At 67.9% G+C, this 14,596-nt stretch carries 13 protein-coding genes; 6 read left to right on the top strand and 7 right to left on the bottom strand.

Going from position 1 to position 14,596, the window contains the following annotated elements; genetic code table 11:
• Positions 1-16 precede the first annotated feature (16 nt).
• Together NP4_RS38565 and NP4_RS38560 are read left to right on the top strand one after the other, a co-directional pair.
• Entirely contained in the window at positions 17-610 is a 594-nt protein-coding gene (locus NP4_RS38565; protein ID WP_068009312.1) for a TIGR03086 family metal-binding protein, read from the top strand.
• A gap of 37 nt (positions 611-647) precedes the next feature.
• Entirely contained in the window at positions 648-1,148 is a 501-nt protein-coding gene (locus tag NP4_RS38560; RefSeq protein ID WP_068009309.1) for a MarR family winged helix-turn-helix transcriptional regulator, read from the top strand.
• Positions 1,149-1,205: 57 nt separating this feature from the next.
• On the opposite strand, the gene NP4_RS38555 is transcribed toward NP4_RS38560, so the two are convergent.
• The 3 genes from NP4_RS38555 to NP4_RS38545 all read right to left on the bottom strand — a co-directional run bounded on the left by NP4_RS38555 (position 1,206) and on the right by NP4_RS38545 (position 4,921).
• Entirely contained in the window at positions 1,206-1,739 is a 534-nt protein-coding gene (locus NP4_RS38555) for a hypothetical protein (protein WP_068009305.1), read from the bottom strand.
• Positions 1,740-1,812: 73 nt separating this feature from the next.
• Complete coding sequence (gene fdhD / locus NP4_RS38550) at positions 1,813-2,631, bottom strand: formate dehydrogenase accessory sulfurtransferase FdhD (protein ID WP_068009302.1); 819 nt, start codon at positions 2,629-2,631, stop codon at positions 1,813-1,815.
• A complete protein-coding gene (locus tag NP4_RS38545; RefSeq protein ID WP_068009299.1) occupies positions 2,624-4,921 on the bottom strand; it encodes an FdhF/YdeP family oxidoreductase in 2,298 nt (765 codons plus the stop codon). The genes fdhD and NP4_RS38545 overlap by 8 nt, the downstream gene beginning before the upstream one ends.
• A 119-nt stretch (positions 4,922-5,040) precedes the next feature.
• On the opposite strand from NP4_RS38545, the gene NP4_RS38540 reads away from it, so the two are divergent.
• Both NP4_RS38540 and NP4_RS38535 read left to right on the top strand, forming a co-directional pair.
• A complete protein-coding gene (locus NP4_RS38540) occupies positions 5,041-5,433 on the top strand; it encodes a hypothetical protein (RefSeq protein WP_068009295.1) in 393 nt (130 codons plus the stop codon).
• 110 nt (positions 5,434-5,543) lie between these two features.
• On the top strand, positions 5,544-7,151 hold the full coding sequence (locus NP4_RS38535) for an ABC-F family ATP-binding cassette domain-containing protein (protein ID WP_068009292.1): 1,608 nt from the start codon (positions 5,544-5,546) through the stop codon (positions 7,149-7,151).
• A gap of 65 nt (positions 7,152-7,216) precedes the next feature.
• Here the strand turns inward: NP4_RS38535 and NP4_RS38530 are convergent, their stop codons facing one another.
• Entirely contained in the window at positions 7,217-8,653 is a 1,437-nt protein-coding gene (locus NP4_RS38530; protein ID WP_245998330.1) for an MFS transporter, read from the bottom strand.
• Positions 8,654-8,752: 99 nt separating this feature from the next.
• Between NP4_RS38530 and NP4_RS38525 the strand changes: the two genes are divergently transcribed.
• Positions 8,753-9,193: a MarR family winged helix-turn-helix transcriptional regulator gene (locus NP4_RS38525; RefSeq protein WP_062508461.1), complete on the top strand. Its 441-nt coding sequence runs from the start codon at positions 8,753-8,755 to the stop codon at positions 9,191-9,193.
• Here NP4_RS38525 and NP4_RS38520 read toward each other — a convergent pair.
• Together NP4_RS38520 and NP4_RS38515 are read right to left on the bottom strand one after the other, a co-directional pair.
• On the bottom strand, positions 9,190-9,693 hold the full coding sequence (locus NP4_RS38520; RefSeq protein WP_068009289.1) for a winged helix-turn-helix transcriptional regulator: 504 nt from the start codon (positions 9,691-9,693) through the stop codon (positions 9,190-9,192). The genes NP4_RS38525 and NP4_RS38520 overlap by 4 nt on opposite strands.
• On the bottom strand, positions 9,690-11,939 hold the full coding sequence (locus NP4_RS38515) for a molybdopterin-dependent oxidoreductase (RefSeq protein ID WP_068009286.1): 2,250 nt from the start codon (positions 11,937-11,939) through the stop codon (positions 9,690-9,692). Before NP4_RS38515 ends, NP4_RS38520 begins: the two co-directional genes overlap by 4 nt.
• Before the next feature lie 110 nt (positions 11,940-12,049).
• On the opposite strand from NP4_RS38515, the gene NP4_RS38510 reads away from it, so the two are divergent.
• On the top strand, positions 12,050-12,844 hold the full coding sequence (locus NP4_RS38510; protein WP_068009283.1) for a VOC family protein: 795 nt from the start codon (positions 12,050-12,052) through the stop codon (positions 12,842-12,844).
• 3 nt (positions 12,845-12,847) lie between these two features.
• Here the strand turns inward: NP4_RS38510 and NP4_RS38505 are convergent, their stop codons facing one another.
• The gene (locus NP4_RS38505) at positions 12,848-14,386 is read right to left on the bottom strand and encodes a glycerol-3-phosphate dehydrogenase/oxidase (protein ID WP_068009281.1); all 1,539 of its coding nucleotides are present in this window, start codon (positions 14,384-14,386) and stop codon (positions 12,848-12,850) included.
• Between the last annotated feature and the right edge of the window lie 210 nt (positions 14,387-14,596).

The raw sequence follows: 14,596 nt of genomic DNA, 5'->3' as shown, positions 1-14,596 counted from the left end.
TGCTTATTATTTGAGCATGGTGGATATTCTCGAATTCAATCGGCGGGCTGTGGAGTACAGCGTTGCCCTCGTGGCGCGGGTGACCGCTGGGGATCTGGAGCGGGCTACGCCGTGTTCGGCGTGGAAGTTGTCGGATCTGTTGGCGCATATGACCGTTCAGCATCGGGGCTTCGCCGCGGCTGCCAGGGGCAACGGGGGAGATCTCGGGATCTGGGAGGTTCGCGGGCTGGCCGATGATCCGGTTGCCGACTATGCGGATGCGGCTGCCGATGTGCTGGCCGCCTATGCGGAACCCGGTGTGCTGGAACGGGATTTCGCGCTGCCGGAGTTTGCCGAGGACTTCACCGCGCCCGGGGCGCAGGCCGTCGGATTTCATTTCATCGACTACGTCGTGCACGGCTGGGATGTCGCCGCGACTCTGGGGCTGGACTACGACCTGCCCGCCGAACTCGCCGGTCCCGCATTGGAGATCGCGCTGGCCGTGCCGGACAACGAGATACGCCAGACTCCGGGGGCGGCGTTCGCGCCTGCCGTCGCGGTCGACACGGCTGCTTCCGATCTCGATCGGATCCTCAGCGCGCTGGGGCGGTCGCCCCGCTGGCCGAACTGAAGGGAACCCGGACGGGAGAACACGTTAGTTTGGGGGCATGGGTGAGACCGAGCGGGCGGATTTGGCGGCGATGATCGTGCCGTTGGGGCGATTGCTGATGGCGCTCGAGAAGCCGGTGCTGGAGGAGCACGGGGTGAGTATGTGGGGATACTCCGTGCTGGTGGCGCTCGGGCGGGGAGCCGCTCGCGGGCAGGGGGTGCTGGCCGAGGAGATCGGGGCCGACAAGACGCGGATCATTCCGGTGCTGGACGATCTGCAGGGGCGAGGGTTGATCGAGCGCCGGCCCGATCCGGCCGATCGACGGGCCCGGCTGCTCGCATTGACTCCGGCGGGGCGTGCCCTGCACGACGCCGTGCGGGCCGAGATCCAGGCCAGGGAGGAGAAACTGCTGGGCAGGCTCACTGTCGCCGACCGCCGCGGTTTCCTCAACGCCCTGGCCATCCTCGCCGCGGTGCCCCGCGAGGAAGTAGTGCCCTCTGTGTCGGACCCGGTGGCGGCCGATGCCCCGGCCGCGCCCGCTGTCGAAGATCGCCGTTGATCTTCCCTGGTTCGCCGTTGAACCTTCGTCCGATATCTGCTCATCGCCCTCGGAATCTCACCTGTTACGACGGCCCGGCAGACGGAAAGTCATCGGTGCGGGGTCACGAAATCGGATGCGTTCGCGGGGTGCGGCCAGCAGGGCGGCCAGGCCCAGTGCCGGTAGCACGATCACCGAGATCAGCATGAGAACGTAACTGCCCGTGGGCATATCGGCCGGTCGGTGTGCGGCGTGATAGACCAGATGGATCACCCCGAACACCGTCCAGCCCAGTCCGGAGACCCGGGCCAGCAGGCTGTCGCCGTAATACAGCGCGGCGGCGGACACCGCCGCCAGACCGAGGAAATAGGCCCCCACATCGGCGGTCAGATGATGGTTGTAGGGCCCGTCCACCGAGACCCAATGCATGCCGAGGCCGGGGAAACTGCGATACCACGCCTCCGGCGCGACCACCGCCCACAATCCGATGACAACCCCGACCGCCGTCAGCGCGCCGAGGGCGATCTCGGTGATCAACCAGCGCCGTCGATTCACATCCAGTCGCATCCGCACCCGCAGGTTCTCGCCCGCACGCTGCACCGAGATTCGCATCGGAGCCTCCCCGTTCGCCGCCGCATTCCGGTTGGGAGTTACAGTAATTCCAACGTGGACTGTGAACAAGTGTTCACGGACGGACTTTCAGGCGATGCGCGGCCGAGTAGATGTTCATCGTGTCGCCGCGCACGAATCCGGCGAGGGTGAGTCCGGATTCGGCGGCCAGATCGACCGCGAGCGAACTCGGCGCGGATACCGCGCCCAGGATCGGGATCCCGGCCATGACGGCCTTCTGTACCAGCTCGAACGAGGCGCGACCGCTGACGATGAGGACGAGATCGTGTGCGGGAACCCGATTTTCGCGCAGCGCCCAGCCGATCACCTTGTCCACCGCATTGTGCCGCCCGACATCCTCGCGCACGGCCAGCATCTCGCCGTCGGTGGTGAACAGTCCGGCCGCGTGCAGGCCGCCGGTGGCGTCGAAAACGCTCTGCCGCGACCGTAGCCGATCCGGCAGCGCCGACAGGACTTCGCTGTCCAGCAGCGGGCCCGACGCGGGAATCGGAAAGCGTGTGCGGGTGCGCACCTCGTCCAGCGCGGTCTTACCGCACAGTCCGCATGCGCTGGTGGTCAGGAAGTTGCGTGCGAGAATCGGTGTGGGCCTGCGCAATTGGATATCGAGCACATTGTAGGTATTGCGCCCGTCGGCATCGGTCCCGGCACAGTAGCGCGCACTGACGATATCCTCCGGCGAGCCGATGATGTTCTCGCTCAGCAGGAAGCCGTGGGCCAGATCGATATCGCTGCCGGGCGTGCGCATGGTGACCGTCAGCGACTGTCCATCGATGCGCAATTCCAGCGGTTCCTCCACCGCCAGGGTGTCCGGCCGCTCGGTCGAACCGGCGGGGGAAATGCGAACCGTCCGCCTGCGCGCGGTCACCCTACTCACTCGAAACCCGTTCCAGCCGAATGACGATCGCCTTGGATACCGGGGTATTCGAGCGCTCGGCCACATGATCCAGCGGCACCAGCGGATTGGTCTCCGGATAATAGGCGGCGGCATTACCGCGCGGGGTCGAATACGAGACCAGCCGGAATCCGCTGACCCGGCGCTCGCTGCCGTCGGTCCACTCCGACACCAGATCGACCAGCTCGCCCTCGGTGAAGCCGAAGGCCGCGATATCGTCCGGATGCACCAGAACCACCTTGCGGCCGTTGTGGATTCCGCGATAGCGGTCGTCGAGGCCGTAGATGGTGGTGTTGTACTGGTCGTGGCTGCGCAGCGTCTGCAGGATCAGCCGCCCCTCCGGCACCGGCAGCCAGGTCAGCTCGTTGACAGCGAAATTCGCCTTCCCGCTGGCGGTCCGGAACTCACGGGCGTCACGCGGGGGATGCGGCAGCTGGAAACCGTTGCGCTCGCGCACCTTCCGGTTGTAGTCGGCGCAGCCGGGTACCACCCGGCCGATGGCGTCGCGGATGGCGTCGTAATCGCCGCGCAGCCGCGCCCACGGCACCGGATGGTCGGGTCCGAACAGCTCCTGGGCCAGTTCGCACACGATGGCCACCTCGCTGCGCAGGGCGTCGCTGACCGGGCTGAGCCGACCGGTCGACAGATGCACCATCGACATCGAATCCTCCACCGAAACCTGCTGTTTCGCCCCGTTCTGCACATCCAGGTCGGTGCGGCCGAGGGTGGGCAGGATCAGTGCGGTGCGCCCGTGCACGACATGGCTGCGGTTGAGTTTGGTGGACACCTGTACGGTCAGCGCGCAGCCGCGCAGCGCGGCCTCGGTCACTTCGGTATCGGGGGTGGCGGAGACGAAATTGCCGCCCATGCCGAAGAACACCTCGGCCCGCCCGTCGCGCATGGCACGGATCGCGGCCACGGTGTCGTAGCCGTGTTCGCGCGGGCTGGTGATGCCGAATTCGGAATCCAGTGCGGCCAGGAAGGTTTCGGGCATCTTCTCCCAGATGCCCATGGTCCGGTCGCCCTGCACATTGGAGTGGCCGCGCACCGGGCAGACGCCCGCGCCCGGCTTGCCGATCATGCCGCGCACGAGCAGCAGATTGGTGATCTCCTCGATGGTGGCCACGCCGTGGCGCTGCTGGGTCAGGCCCATCGCCCAGCAGACGATGGTCGCCTTCGATTCGATCAGCAGTCGCGCGGTGCGGTCGAGTTGTTCGCGGGTCAGGCCGGTCGCCTGTTCGACCAGGTCGAGATCGACCGCGCGGATATGCTTTTCGTATTCGGCGAAGCCCGCGGTGTGCGCGTCGACGAAGGACCGGTCGATCACCGTGCCGGGCGCGCGGTCCTCGGCCTCGAACAGCAGCCGCGCCAGCCCCTGGAACAGCGCCATATCGCCGCCGAGGCGGATCTGCAGGAAATCGTCGGCGATGGTGATGCCGGTGGTCAGGCCCTTGATCGTCTGCGGATCGCGGAAGCCGATCAGTCCGGTCTCGGGCAGCGGATTGACCGCGATCACCTTGGCGCCGTTGTCTTTCGCCGTGCCCAGCGCCGACAGCATGCGCGGATGGTTGGTGCCCGGATTCTGCCCGGCCACGATGATCAGATCGGCGCGGGCGAAATCATCGATCGAGACCGAACCCTTGCCGATGCCGATCGAGGAGGTCAGCGCGGTGCCGGAGGACTCGTGGCACATATTCGAGCAGTCCGGCAGATTGTTGGTGCCGAAGCTGCGCACCAGCAGCTGATACAGGAACGCCGTCTCGTTCGCGGTGCGGCCCGAGGTGTAGAACACGGCCCGGTCGGGAGAGTCCAACTCGCGCAACGCATTCGCGATCAGGCGATACGCCTCGTCCCATTCGATGGGGGAGTAGTGCGTCGCGCCGGGGCGCAGCACCATCGGATGGGTGAGTCGCCCCTGCTGGCCCAGCCAGTAGCCGGATTTGTCCGACAGTTCCGCGATGGAGTGTTCGGCGAAGAATTCCGGGGTGACCGTGCGCAGCGTCGCCTCCTCGGCGACGGCCTTGGCGCCGTTCTCACAGAATTCGGCGGGGCGGCGATGCCCGGACGGTTCGGGCCACGCGCAGCCCGGACAGTCGAAGCCGTGGCGCTGATTGACCCGCGCGAGGGTGCGCGCGGTGCGGATCACGCCCATCTCCTCCACCGCGCGCTCGAGCGCCACGGTGACCGCTCGCACGCCCGCCGCGCTGTCCTTCGGCGGCGTGACGGTCACCTGGGTTTCGTCGATGTCGCGGGTCGGTGCGTCGCGGTGCATGTCTCTATCGTCCTCCTCCCGTCGGAAACCCGACAATCGGGCGGTTCTCACCCCGTTTCGGCGCTCGGCGGGTAAGGATCGATCCCGACCTCCCCGCACCAGGACCAACGAGGACGCACATGATCAGCAGGATTGGCATCGGGCTGCTCGCGAGCGCGGCGGCGGTGGCACTGGCCGCGCCCGCCGAGGCCGCCGTGACCCGGCTCGGTTCGACCCCGGATATCGCCTTCGGCTCGGCGACCAACTACGGCACGGGCTGCCACTACACCTTGCAGGCCTTTGTCACCGAACCGGTGGGACGGGTCGCCTTCTTCGACAACGGACAGTTGATCGGGTGGGCGAAGCCGGGCGGCGCGTACGCGCTGATTCCGTGGGTGCCCAGCGCCCAGGGCCGCCATATTCTGGCCGCGGTCCAGGAGAATCAGACGCCCGATGTCCCGGCCGCGACCTTGGAGTTGTCGGTGGGACAGGGCGTGGACATCCTCGGCGCCTGCAATGTATTCGGTGGCTGAGTCTTCGCTGCGCCGCTAGCATCGGGGGCATGTCGACGCCCCGAATCTCTTAGCTGAGGACTCACTTCCCCGCCAGAAGTCTGTCTTCAACTCGATTCGGAGCAACTCCCATGATCACCGTTCGCGGTGTCGAGCTGCGCGTGGCTGCCCGCGTGCTGCTCGCCGACACCTCCTTCACCCTTTCCCCCGGCGACCGCATCGCCCTCATCGGGCGCAACGGCGCGGGGAAGACCACGCTCCTGCGCTGCCTGGCAGGTCTGGATCGCCCCGCGGCCGGGACCGTCGCCGCCACCGGACCGGTCGATCTGCTCGCCCAGGATCCCCGAACCGTTGATCCGGCGATCACGGTCACCGATCGGCTGTTGTCCGCGCGTGGCCTCGATGCCGCGGTGCGCGCGCTGCGTTCGGCCGAGGCGGCTATGGCCGCGGCCATGGACTCCGCCGATCTGGAACGGGCCATGCGCGCCTACGGCCGGGCCGAGGCGGTCTTCCAGGCCGGTGGGGGCTATGCCGCGGAGGCGGAGGCCGCGCGGATCGCCGCCGGGCTCGGCGTGGCGGACCGGATGCTCGAGCAGCCGGTGGCCGCGCTGTCGGGCGGTCAGCGTCGCCGGGTCGAGCTCGCGCGGATCCTGTTCGGCGGCAACGGTTCCACCCTGCTGCTCGACGAGCCGACCAACCATCTGGATGCCGACGCGATCGGATGGTTGCGCGGATATCTGCACGGCTATTCGGGCGGATTGATGGTGATCAGTCACGACGCCGAATTCCTGGCGGGTTTCGTCAACCGGGTCTTTCACCTCGATCCGCAGCGCGCCGCGCTGGATGTCTACAACACGGGCTGGAACGGCTATCTGGCGCAGCGCGATTCGGATGAGCGCCGTCGGATTCGCCAGCGCGCCAATGCCGAACGCAAGGCCGCGGCGCTGCACGCCCAGGCCGAGAAGATGAAGGCCCGGGTGGCCACCGCGGTGGCCGCGCGGAATATGGCCCGGCGCGCGGATCGGATGCTGGCCGAGGTGGAGCCGCGGCGGCGCGCGGAGAAGGTGGCGCGGATTCGACTGCCGGAACCGCAGTCGTGCGGGCGAATTCCGCTGGGCGCCATCAGTATCGGCAAGTCCTACGGCTCGCATCGGGTGCTCGACGGTGTCGACCTGGCCGTCGATCGCGGCAGCCGCCTGGTGATCCTCGGGCACAACGGCGCGGGTAAGACCACGCTGCTGCGGATCCTCGCGGGCCGGGAGGCCCCGGACAGCGGTCGTGTGGTGGCGGGTCCGGGCTTGCGGCTGGGCTATTTCGCCCAGGAGCACGACACCTTGGATTCGGCGGCGACCGTGCGAGAGAATATGGCCGCCGCGGCCCCGCGGCTGAGCGACGCCGAGGTGCGACAGGTATTGGGCGCGTTCCTTTTCAGCGGTTCCGACGATGCCGACAAACCCGCCGGTGTGCTGTCCGGCGGCGAGAAGACCCGCCTGGCGCTGGCGGGCCTGGTGCATTCGGGCGCGAATGTGCTGCTGCTCGACGAGCCGACCAACAACCTCGATCCGGCCTCGCGCGCCGAGGTGCTCGCGGCGATCGATGGATATCCGGGGGCGATCATCATGGTCACCCACGACGAGGGCGCGATCGATGCGCTGCGTCCGGGGCGCGTGCTGGTGCTCCCGGACGCCTACGAGGATTTGTGGACCGAGGAGTATCGGGAGCTGGTGTCGCTCGAATGAGAACGCGAAACGGGCTCGGACAGCAGGGTGTCCGAGCCCGTTTCGGCATTCCGCGGCTGTGTCGGCTAAACCGCCGCGGGGATCAGTTCCGCCTCCTCGGCCTCGGCCTCGGAACCGCGGTCCTCGGGACGCAGGCCCAGCAGGGCGGCGAGAATCGTTGCGGCACAAGCGCCCGCGCCGACCCAGAACGCCACCGTGAACTGGCCCTCCTCGGGCAGCGGCAGATGCGGCAGCAGTTTGGCGGTGAGCAGCGTGGTGATGATCGCGCTGCCCAGCGAACTGCCGACGGTGCGGGAGATGGAGTTGATGCCGTTGGCGATACCGCTCTGGTGATGCGGCACCGCACCGGCGATCAGCGCGGGCATCGCGGCGTAGGCCAGGCTGATCGATGCGCCGACCACGACACCGGCCCAGATCACCGACGAGGTCGAATCGTGCGACAGTGCCAGCCAGACGAATCCGGCCACGCCGACCAGTCCGGCCAGGGCCAGCACGAGCCGTCCGCCGACCTTGCCGACCAGGATGCCGCCGAGCGGGGCGGCCACCATCGAGGCCAGCGCGGTGGGCAGCAGGTATTCGACCGAGGCGCGCAGGATCGACGCCTCGAAGCCGTATCCGGTGGCGTGCTTGGGCATCTGGGCGAGATACGAAATGCCCATGAACAGCAGGAACATCGCGAAGCCGACGAACATACCGGCAAGGTTGGTGAACAGCACCGGGCGATGGGTGAACATCTTCAGATCCACCAGCGGCGCGGCGACCTTGCGCTCGATGATCACCCACGCGATCGCGAAGACGATCGAGGCCGCGAAGCAACCCAGGGTGCTCGCCGAGGTCCAACCCCATTCGTGACCCTGCGAGATCGGCAGGAGCAGCAGCACCAGGAATCCACCCAGGGCGGCCGCGCCCGGCAGATCGACGCTGCCCGGATGGCGTTTGCCGGTGGCGGGCACCACGGCCGCGGCCGCGATGAGCGCCAGCACCGAAAGCCCGGCGGTGAACCAGAACACGATGTGGTAGTTCGGATCGCTGCCCTTGGTCAGCAGGCCGGTGGCCACCAGGCCGAGGCCGCCGCCGAAGCCCAGCGTGCCGCTCACGATGGCCATCGCGTGATGCAGCCGCTCGTGCGGAACCTCCTCGCGCAGCATCGCCAGCGCGAGCGGGAAGATCGCGGTCGCGACGCCCTGCAGCGTGCGGCCGACCAGTAGGACGCCCAGCGAATTCGCCAGCGCCGAGACGGTCGAACCGACCGCGGCCACCACGAGTACGGCCAGCAGTGTTGGCTTCTTGCCGTACAGATCGCCGATGCGGCCCAGTAGCGGCGTGCAGACCGCGGCCGACAGCAGCGTCGCCGTGGTCACCCAGCTCACCGACGTGGTGGACACGTGCAGCTTCGTGGCGATCAGACCCAGGATCGGCACGGCCTGGGTCTGCATCACCGTCACGATCATCGCCGCGAACGCCAGGACGCCGGTCAGTAGCGAGCCCTTTCGCTCCGTCACGGACACCTCCAGATGTTTGAGCGCTGATAAGTTTGAAGTATTCAAGTATCTAAGGCTTCAAAGATTAGCCCTGTCAATCGTGGAGGTAGGATCAGGCCTATGAGCCCGGCCACAACAACAAGTCCGCTCACATTGCTGATCGCCCGATTCGTAACCGCCTACATGCACGATTTCCTGACCGCGGCCGAGGGGCACGGGCTCACATTGACCCAGGCCAAGCTGCTGTTGGCGCTCAACGAGCCGCCCGGCGAACAGCCCATGCGGGCCCTGGCCGCCCAGCTGGCGTGCGACCCGTCGAACCTGACGGGTGTGGCCGATCGCATGGAGGCGCGCGGGCTGGTGCGGCGCACGGTGAACCCGTCGGATCGACGGGTGAAATATCTGGCCGCCACCGAGGAGGGCCGCGAACTGGCCGCCGGGATCCGCGCGGCGCAGGTGCGGGCCTACAAGGCTCTGGCCGAGCTCACCGCCGACGAGGAGACGCTGCTGGCGGGGATGCTCGAGCGGTTGGTGCCCAAACTCGAGGCACGCGAGGATTAGGCTTCGGGCGTGAAACGTCCGGTGGCCATGGCGCTTTCGCGCAGGCGCTCCGGAAAGCCCGGGCCCAGTTTGGCCGATATCTGTTCGTGGCGTAGGGGTTCACGGCAGTGGGCGCAGACGACCTCGGCGCGGGTGTCGTGATCGCACGCGGTGTGATGGAGTATGACCGGAGCGCCGGATTCGGGGGCCAGCCAGTCGTCGCCCCAGCGCTGGATGGCGGCGAGGACCGGGAAGAAGTCGCGGCCCTTGTCGGTGAGGCGGTACTCGTAGCGGGCCGGGCGCTCCGAATAGCGCACCTTGACCAACATCTCCTCCTCCACCAGGCGGTTCAGGCGCTGGGTGAGGACATTGCGGCTCAATCCGAGTACGCGTTCGAAATCGTCGAAACGCGTTGTGCCGTAATAGGCCTCGCGCAGCACCAGCGGCGTCCACCAGTCGCCGATCAGGTCGACGGCGCGGGCGACCGAGCAGGGCCAGTTGGCGAAGGTGGTGCGCTTCATGGCTCCACGGTATCGAGCCGGGCCGGGACATACTTGTGCCACGGCGTGCCGACCCATTCGTCGCGCGAGTCGAGGGTGGTCAATTCGTTCGGGGCGATGCCGGTGGTGATATCGGCGCCGTCGGCGTCGGTGACGGTGAGGCCCAAACCGTTCGGCAGCGACAGATGGCCCGCCCGCATGCGGTCGGTCGGCTCGACCGGAACCTCCGCGCTGCCGCGGCGGGTGGTCAGGCGGACCCGGTCACCCGCGGACAGGCCGAGGCGTTCGGCGTCGGCCAGGCTGATGCGCAGCGCGCCGCCCGCATCCCGCTTGCGCCAGCGCGGATCCCGGATGATCGTATTGGCGGTGAAGGCGCGGCGCTCGCCCGCGGCCAGGACGAACGGCCATTCGACGGAGTCGTCGTCGGTTTCGGGCAGGGTGGCGACCACCCTCAGCAGTTCGGGGATGTTCAGCTGGACCTTGTTGTCGCGCAGCCGGTTCCAGGTCTCCTCATAGTCGTCCTCGGTCGTCACGATGCCGTGCCTGCCGGTCAGGATCGCCTCGAACAGGGCCTCGGCGGCCGCGAGACCCGTTCCGTATCCGGCTCTTTCGACGCTCTGCGGGAATCGGCGCACACAGTTGTGCGCCGCCGCCCACAGCATCGCCGCCGCGTCCGCACCGTCGGGCAGGGTCGGACCGAGCGTGCGATACAGCAGGACCGGTGCGAGTTTCGCCTTGTTCCGATCGGCCATTACACCCAGGAAGGCCATGGCGAACGCCTCACGGCCCTGGGCCAGTGCCGCCCGCAGCGGTATGTAGTCGTCCTCGGTGAGCGCCTCGGCGGCCTCGACCAGGCGGGCGTGGATCTCCGGTTCGGGCAGTACGCCGTCGGGGGCGGGCAGTACGGGGTGGCGCAGGTGGAAGATGTTGCGCGGGAAGTCGAAATTGAAGAACGTCGCCTCGTACTTCTCGAACTGGGTGGGCGCGGGCAGTATGTAGTCGGCCTGGCGGGCCGTCTCTGTCATGGCCACATCGACGACCACCACCAGTTCCAGCGCCGCCAGCGCCTCGCGCATTCGGGCCGAATCGGCAAGGGAGTGCACCGGATTCGCGCTCTCGATGAACATGGCGCGATAGCGGTCGGGATGGTCGGTGAGGATCTCCTCGGCGATCACATTGCACGGGACGAGTCCGCTGATGATCGGCGCACCGGCGACCGGGCTGCGCGGACCCTCCCCGGCCGGATGACCGCGATCGAAGCCGATATTGGACAGGCCGGTGAAGGCGTACTGGGTGCCGGGCTTGCCGACATTGCCGGTGAGCAGCCAGACCAGCTTCTCCGCGTAGCTCACCACCGTGGAGTAGCGGTTCATCTGCACGCCGAGATCCTCGAGCGCGGCCACCGAGGCGGCCCGGGCCAGGCGGTGCGTGGCGGCGGTGACCAGATCGAGTTCGACATCGGCGATGGCGCAGTACTTTTCGATCGGAACAGCGCGCAGGACCGCGAGGACCTCCTCGACGCCGAGAGCGTGTTCGGCGAGCCAGTCGTGGTCGATCAGGTTGTCGCGCACCAGGATCGCCGCCATCGCGGCGAGTAGGTACACATCGGTGCCGGGGCGCAGTTGCAGGTGGAAGTCGGCCAGTTCGGCGGTTTCGGTGCGCACCGGATCGAGCACGATCATCGATCGTTCCGGATCGCGCGCGATCTCCTTGAGCACCGAGCGTGCGCGCGGAAAACCGTGGGACTGATAGGGATTCTTACCGACGAACAGCGCGACCTCGGCATGTTCGACATCGGCGCGCATCGGATGTCCGGCCATTCGCGCACCCACCCAGAAGTCGCCGGTCTTCTCCTGGGCCAGGGGGCTGGAGCGATAGCGCATGCCGAACGCGGCCATGGTCGCGGTGGCATACGCGCCGCCCAGGTGATTGCCCTGACCGCCGCCGCCGTAGTAGAAGATCGACTCGCCGCCGTGGCGCAGGCCGATCTCGCGCAGCCGGGCCGCGATCTCGGAAATCGCGGTATCCCAGTCGATTTCGACGAAGTTGCCGTCCGGACCGCGGCGCAGCGGTGCGGTCAGGCGGCCGGTGCGGCCGTTCTGGTAGTGGTCCAGCTGCAGCGCCTTGTTGCAGGTGTAACCGGCCGAGGCGGGATGCAGTTTGTCGCCGCGGATCTTGTCGAAGGATCTGCCGTCGGGGCCCAGCAGGATCTGGATCCCGCAGTTGCACTCGCACAGGATGCATGCCGTGGGCTGCCACTCCGTCATGGCAGGAGCGTACGCGAGTAAGTTCACTAACGCTACCCACTCGACTCCGATGAATTCCGCGCGCGGGTCCCGTCCTAATGGCTGAGAATCCCACCCGACCAGGAGTTGCCATGTCCTACACCTTCAAGCCCGGAGATCCGTGCTGGGTCGAGCTGTACGCCACCGATACCGATCGAGCCGTCGAGTTCTACGGCGAGCTGCTCGGCTGGACCGCCGAGAGCAATCCGGATTTCGGCGGATACATCACCTTCCGCAAGGACGGCAATTCCGTCGCGGGCGGTATGCGCAACGACGGTTCCGACGGCGCGCCCGATCAGTGGACGGTCTATCTGGCCGCGCCCGACGCCCAGGTCGTCGCCGAGGCCGCGGCCGCGAAGGGTGGTCGGGTGGTCGTGCCGCCGATGCGGGTCGGCGAATTGGGCAGTATGGCCGTGCTGGGTGATCCGAGCGGGGCCGGTGTCGGCGTGTGGCAGCCCGCGGTGCATACCGGATTCGGGGCGTTCGGCCTGGTCGACGGCGGGCGGTGGAGTGACCACGTCGGTTATCCGTCCTGGTTCGAACTGCATACCGCCGATTACGACCGCGCCCTCGGCTTCTACCGCGAGGTATTCGGCTGGCAGGATCCGTTCACCGTCTCCGACACCCCCGAATTCCGCTACACCACCATTCACGCCACCTCCCCGATGCTGGGCGGGGTGATGGACTCCTCGGCCTTCCTGCCCGCGGGTGTTCCGGGTAGCTGGCGGACCTACTTCGGCGTCGACGATGTGGACGCCGCGGTGAAGACGCTGGTGGATCTGGGCGGTTCGGTCGAGCGGGGTCCGGAGAACACGCCCTACGGCCGCATCGCGAGCGTCATCGATCCCGGCGGCGTGTCGTTCAGCTTGGGCGGCAACAATATCTGAGACCTATCGCTGTGCCGCGAAGGCCGCGCGCGCCGAAGGCAGTGCGGCCGTTCGATCCTCGGTGACCAGGCCGAGGCGGGTGCGGCGGTCGAGCAGGTCGGATTCGTCGAGGGCGCCCTCGTGGGAGATGGCGTAGGCGAATTCGGCCTGTAGGACATCGAGATTCGGGGCCACGGGTGCGGCGAGGTCGCGATGGGTCGCCGCGAGTTCGGTGATCAGCGCGGCTTCGCTGCCGTAGCGTTCGACCAGCAGCGGGGGAGCCGGAATGCGGTCGCGGGCCGCGCCGGATACCGCGCCCACCAAAGGGATTCGATCGGTGGTGCTGGGACCCGCCGGTAGGCGAGCGTGGGTGACGGCCGCGTCGACGGCGTCCTGAGCCATTTGGCGGTAGGTGGTGAGTTTGCCGCCGACGATGGTGATCGGGCCGCCGGGGGAGTGCAGGACGGCGTGTTCGCGGGAGATGTCGGCGGTGCTGTCGTCGGCGGTGCGCAGCAGTGGGCGCAGGCCCGCGAATTTGCCGCGGATATCGCTGCGGCGCAAGGGTTCTCGCAGGACGGTGTTGACCGTATCGAGCAGGAAGTCGATTTCGGCATCGGTGGGTTCGGGCTCGTCGGGGACCGGGCCCGGGGCGTCCTCGTCGGTCAGGCCCAGATACACCCGCCCGTGCGCGGCCGGGAAGGCGAAGACGAATCGGCTGGTGCTGCCCGGGATCGGGACGGTCAGCGAGGCGGACAGACCGCCGAACGCGGCCGCGTCGAAGACCAGGTGGGTGCCGCGGCTGGGGCGCAGTTCGATACTCGGATCGACCCGATCGGCCCATACGCCCGCGGCATTGATCACCGAACGCGCACGCACGCTGAGGGTTTCGCCGGTCAGGGCGTCGCGCAGCTCGGCCGAATCGCCGGTGACGCGGGTGGCCTCCACCCGGGTGAGCACCGTCGCCCCGTGCGCGGCGGCCGTGCGGGCAATGGCCACGACCAGGCGGGCATCATCGACGAGCTGCCCGTCCCAGGCGAGCAGGCCACCACGCAAACCGTTGCGCCGCAACGTAGGAGCCATTCGCAACGCCTCGGCCGCGGCCACCCGGCGCGAGCGCGGCAGCACCGCGGCCGAGGTTCCGGCCGTGCGCCGCAGCGCATCCCCCGCGAAAAATCCCGCCCGCACCAGAACCCGCTGCGCCGCACCGATATTCGGCAGTAACGGAACCACCTGCGGAATCGCTCGAGTCAAATGCGGCGCGGTCCGCGTCAGCAGAATATCCCGCTCCACCGCACTCTCATGCGCGATCCCCACCCCGCCGCTGGCCAGATACCGCAACCCACCGTGCACCAACTTCGAACTCCACCGACTGGTCCCGAAGGCCAGATCCCGCTTCTCCACCAACACCGTCCGCAACCCCCGAGCAGCAGCGTCGAGCGCGACTCCGACCCCGGTGATCCCCCCACCGACGACCAGTACATCGACGATCCCCACATCACCCAGCTCCCGCAGCTCCCGTTCCCGCCGCGCGGCATTCAACGCCGAGTTCCCGCTTCTGGTCATAGTCGAACTCCCATCACAAGTTCCTCCCCCACCACTCGCTGACGCTCGCGGCGGGGGAAATGGGGTAGCGGCACGCGCCGGGCATGTGGGTGGACATGCGGGTGCCTGGGCGGATGTACGTCGAGGGTTTGGGCTGGGGTGTGCTGAGGATTTGTGGTGGACGCGCGCTGACGGTTTGGGATGGACGCGCGCCGAGGGTTTGTGGTGGGT

The organism is Nocardia pseudobrasiliensis NBRC 108224, from assembly GCF_001613105.1.
Lineage (GTDB): Bacteria > Actinomycetota > Actinomycetes > Mycobacteriales > Mycobacteriaceae > Nocardia > Nocardia pseudobrasiliensis.
The sequence above is the reverse complement of the archived record's forward strand: the minus strand, read 5'-3'. Positions and strand labels throughout refer to the sequence as shown.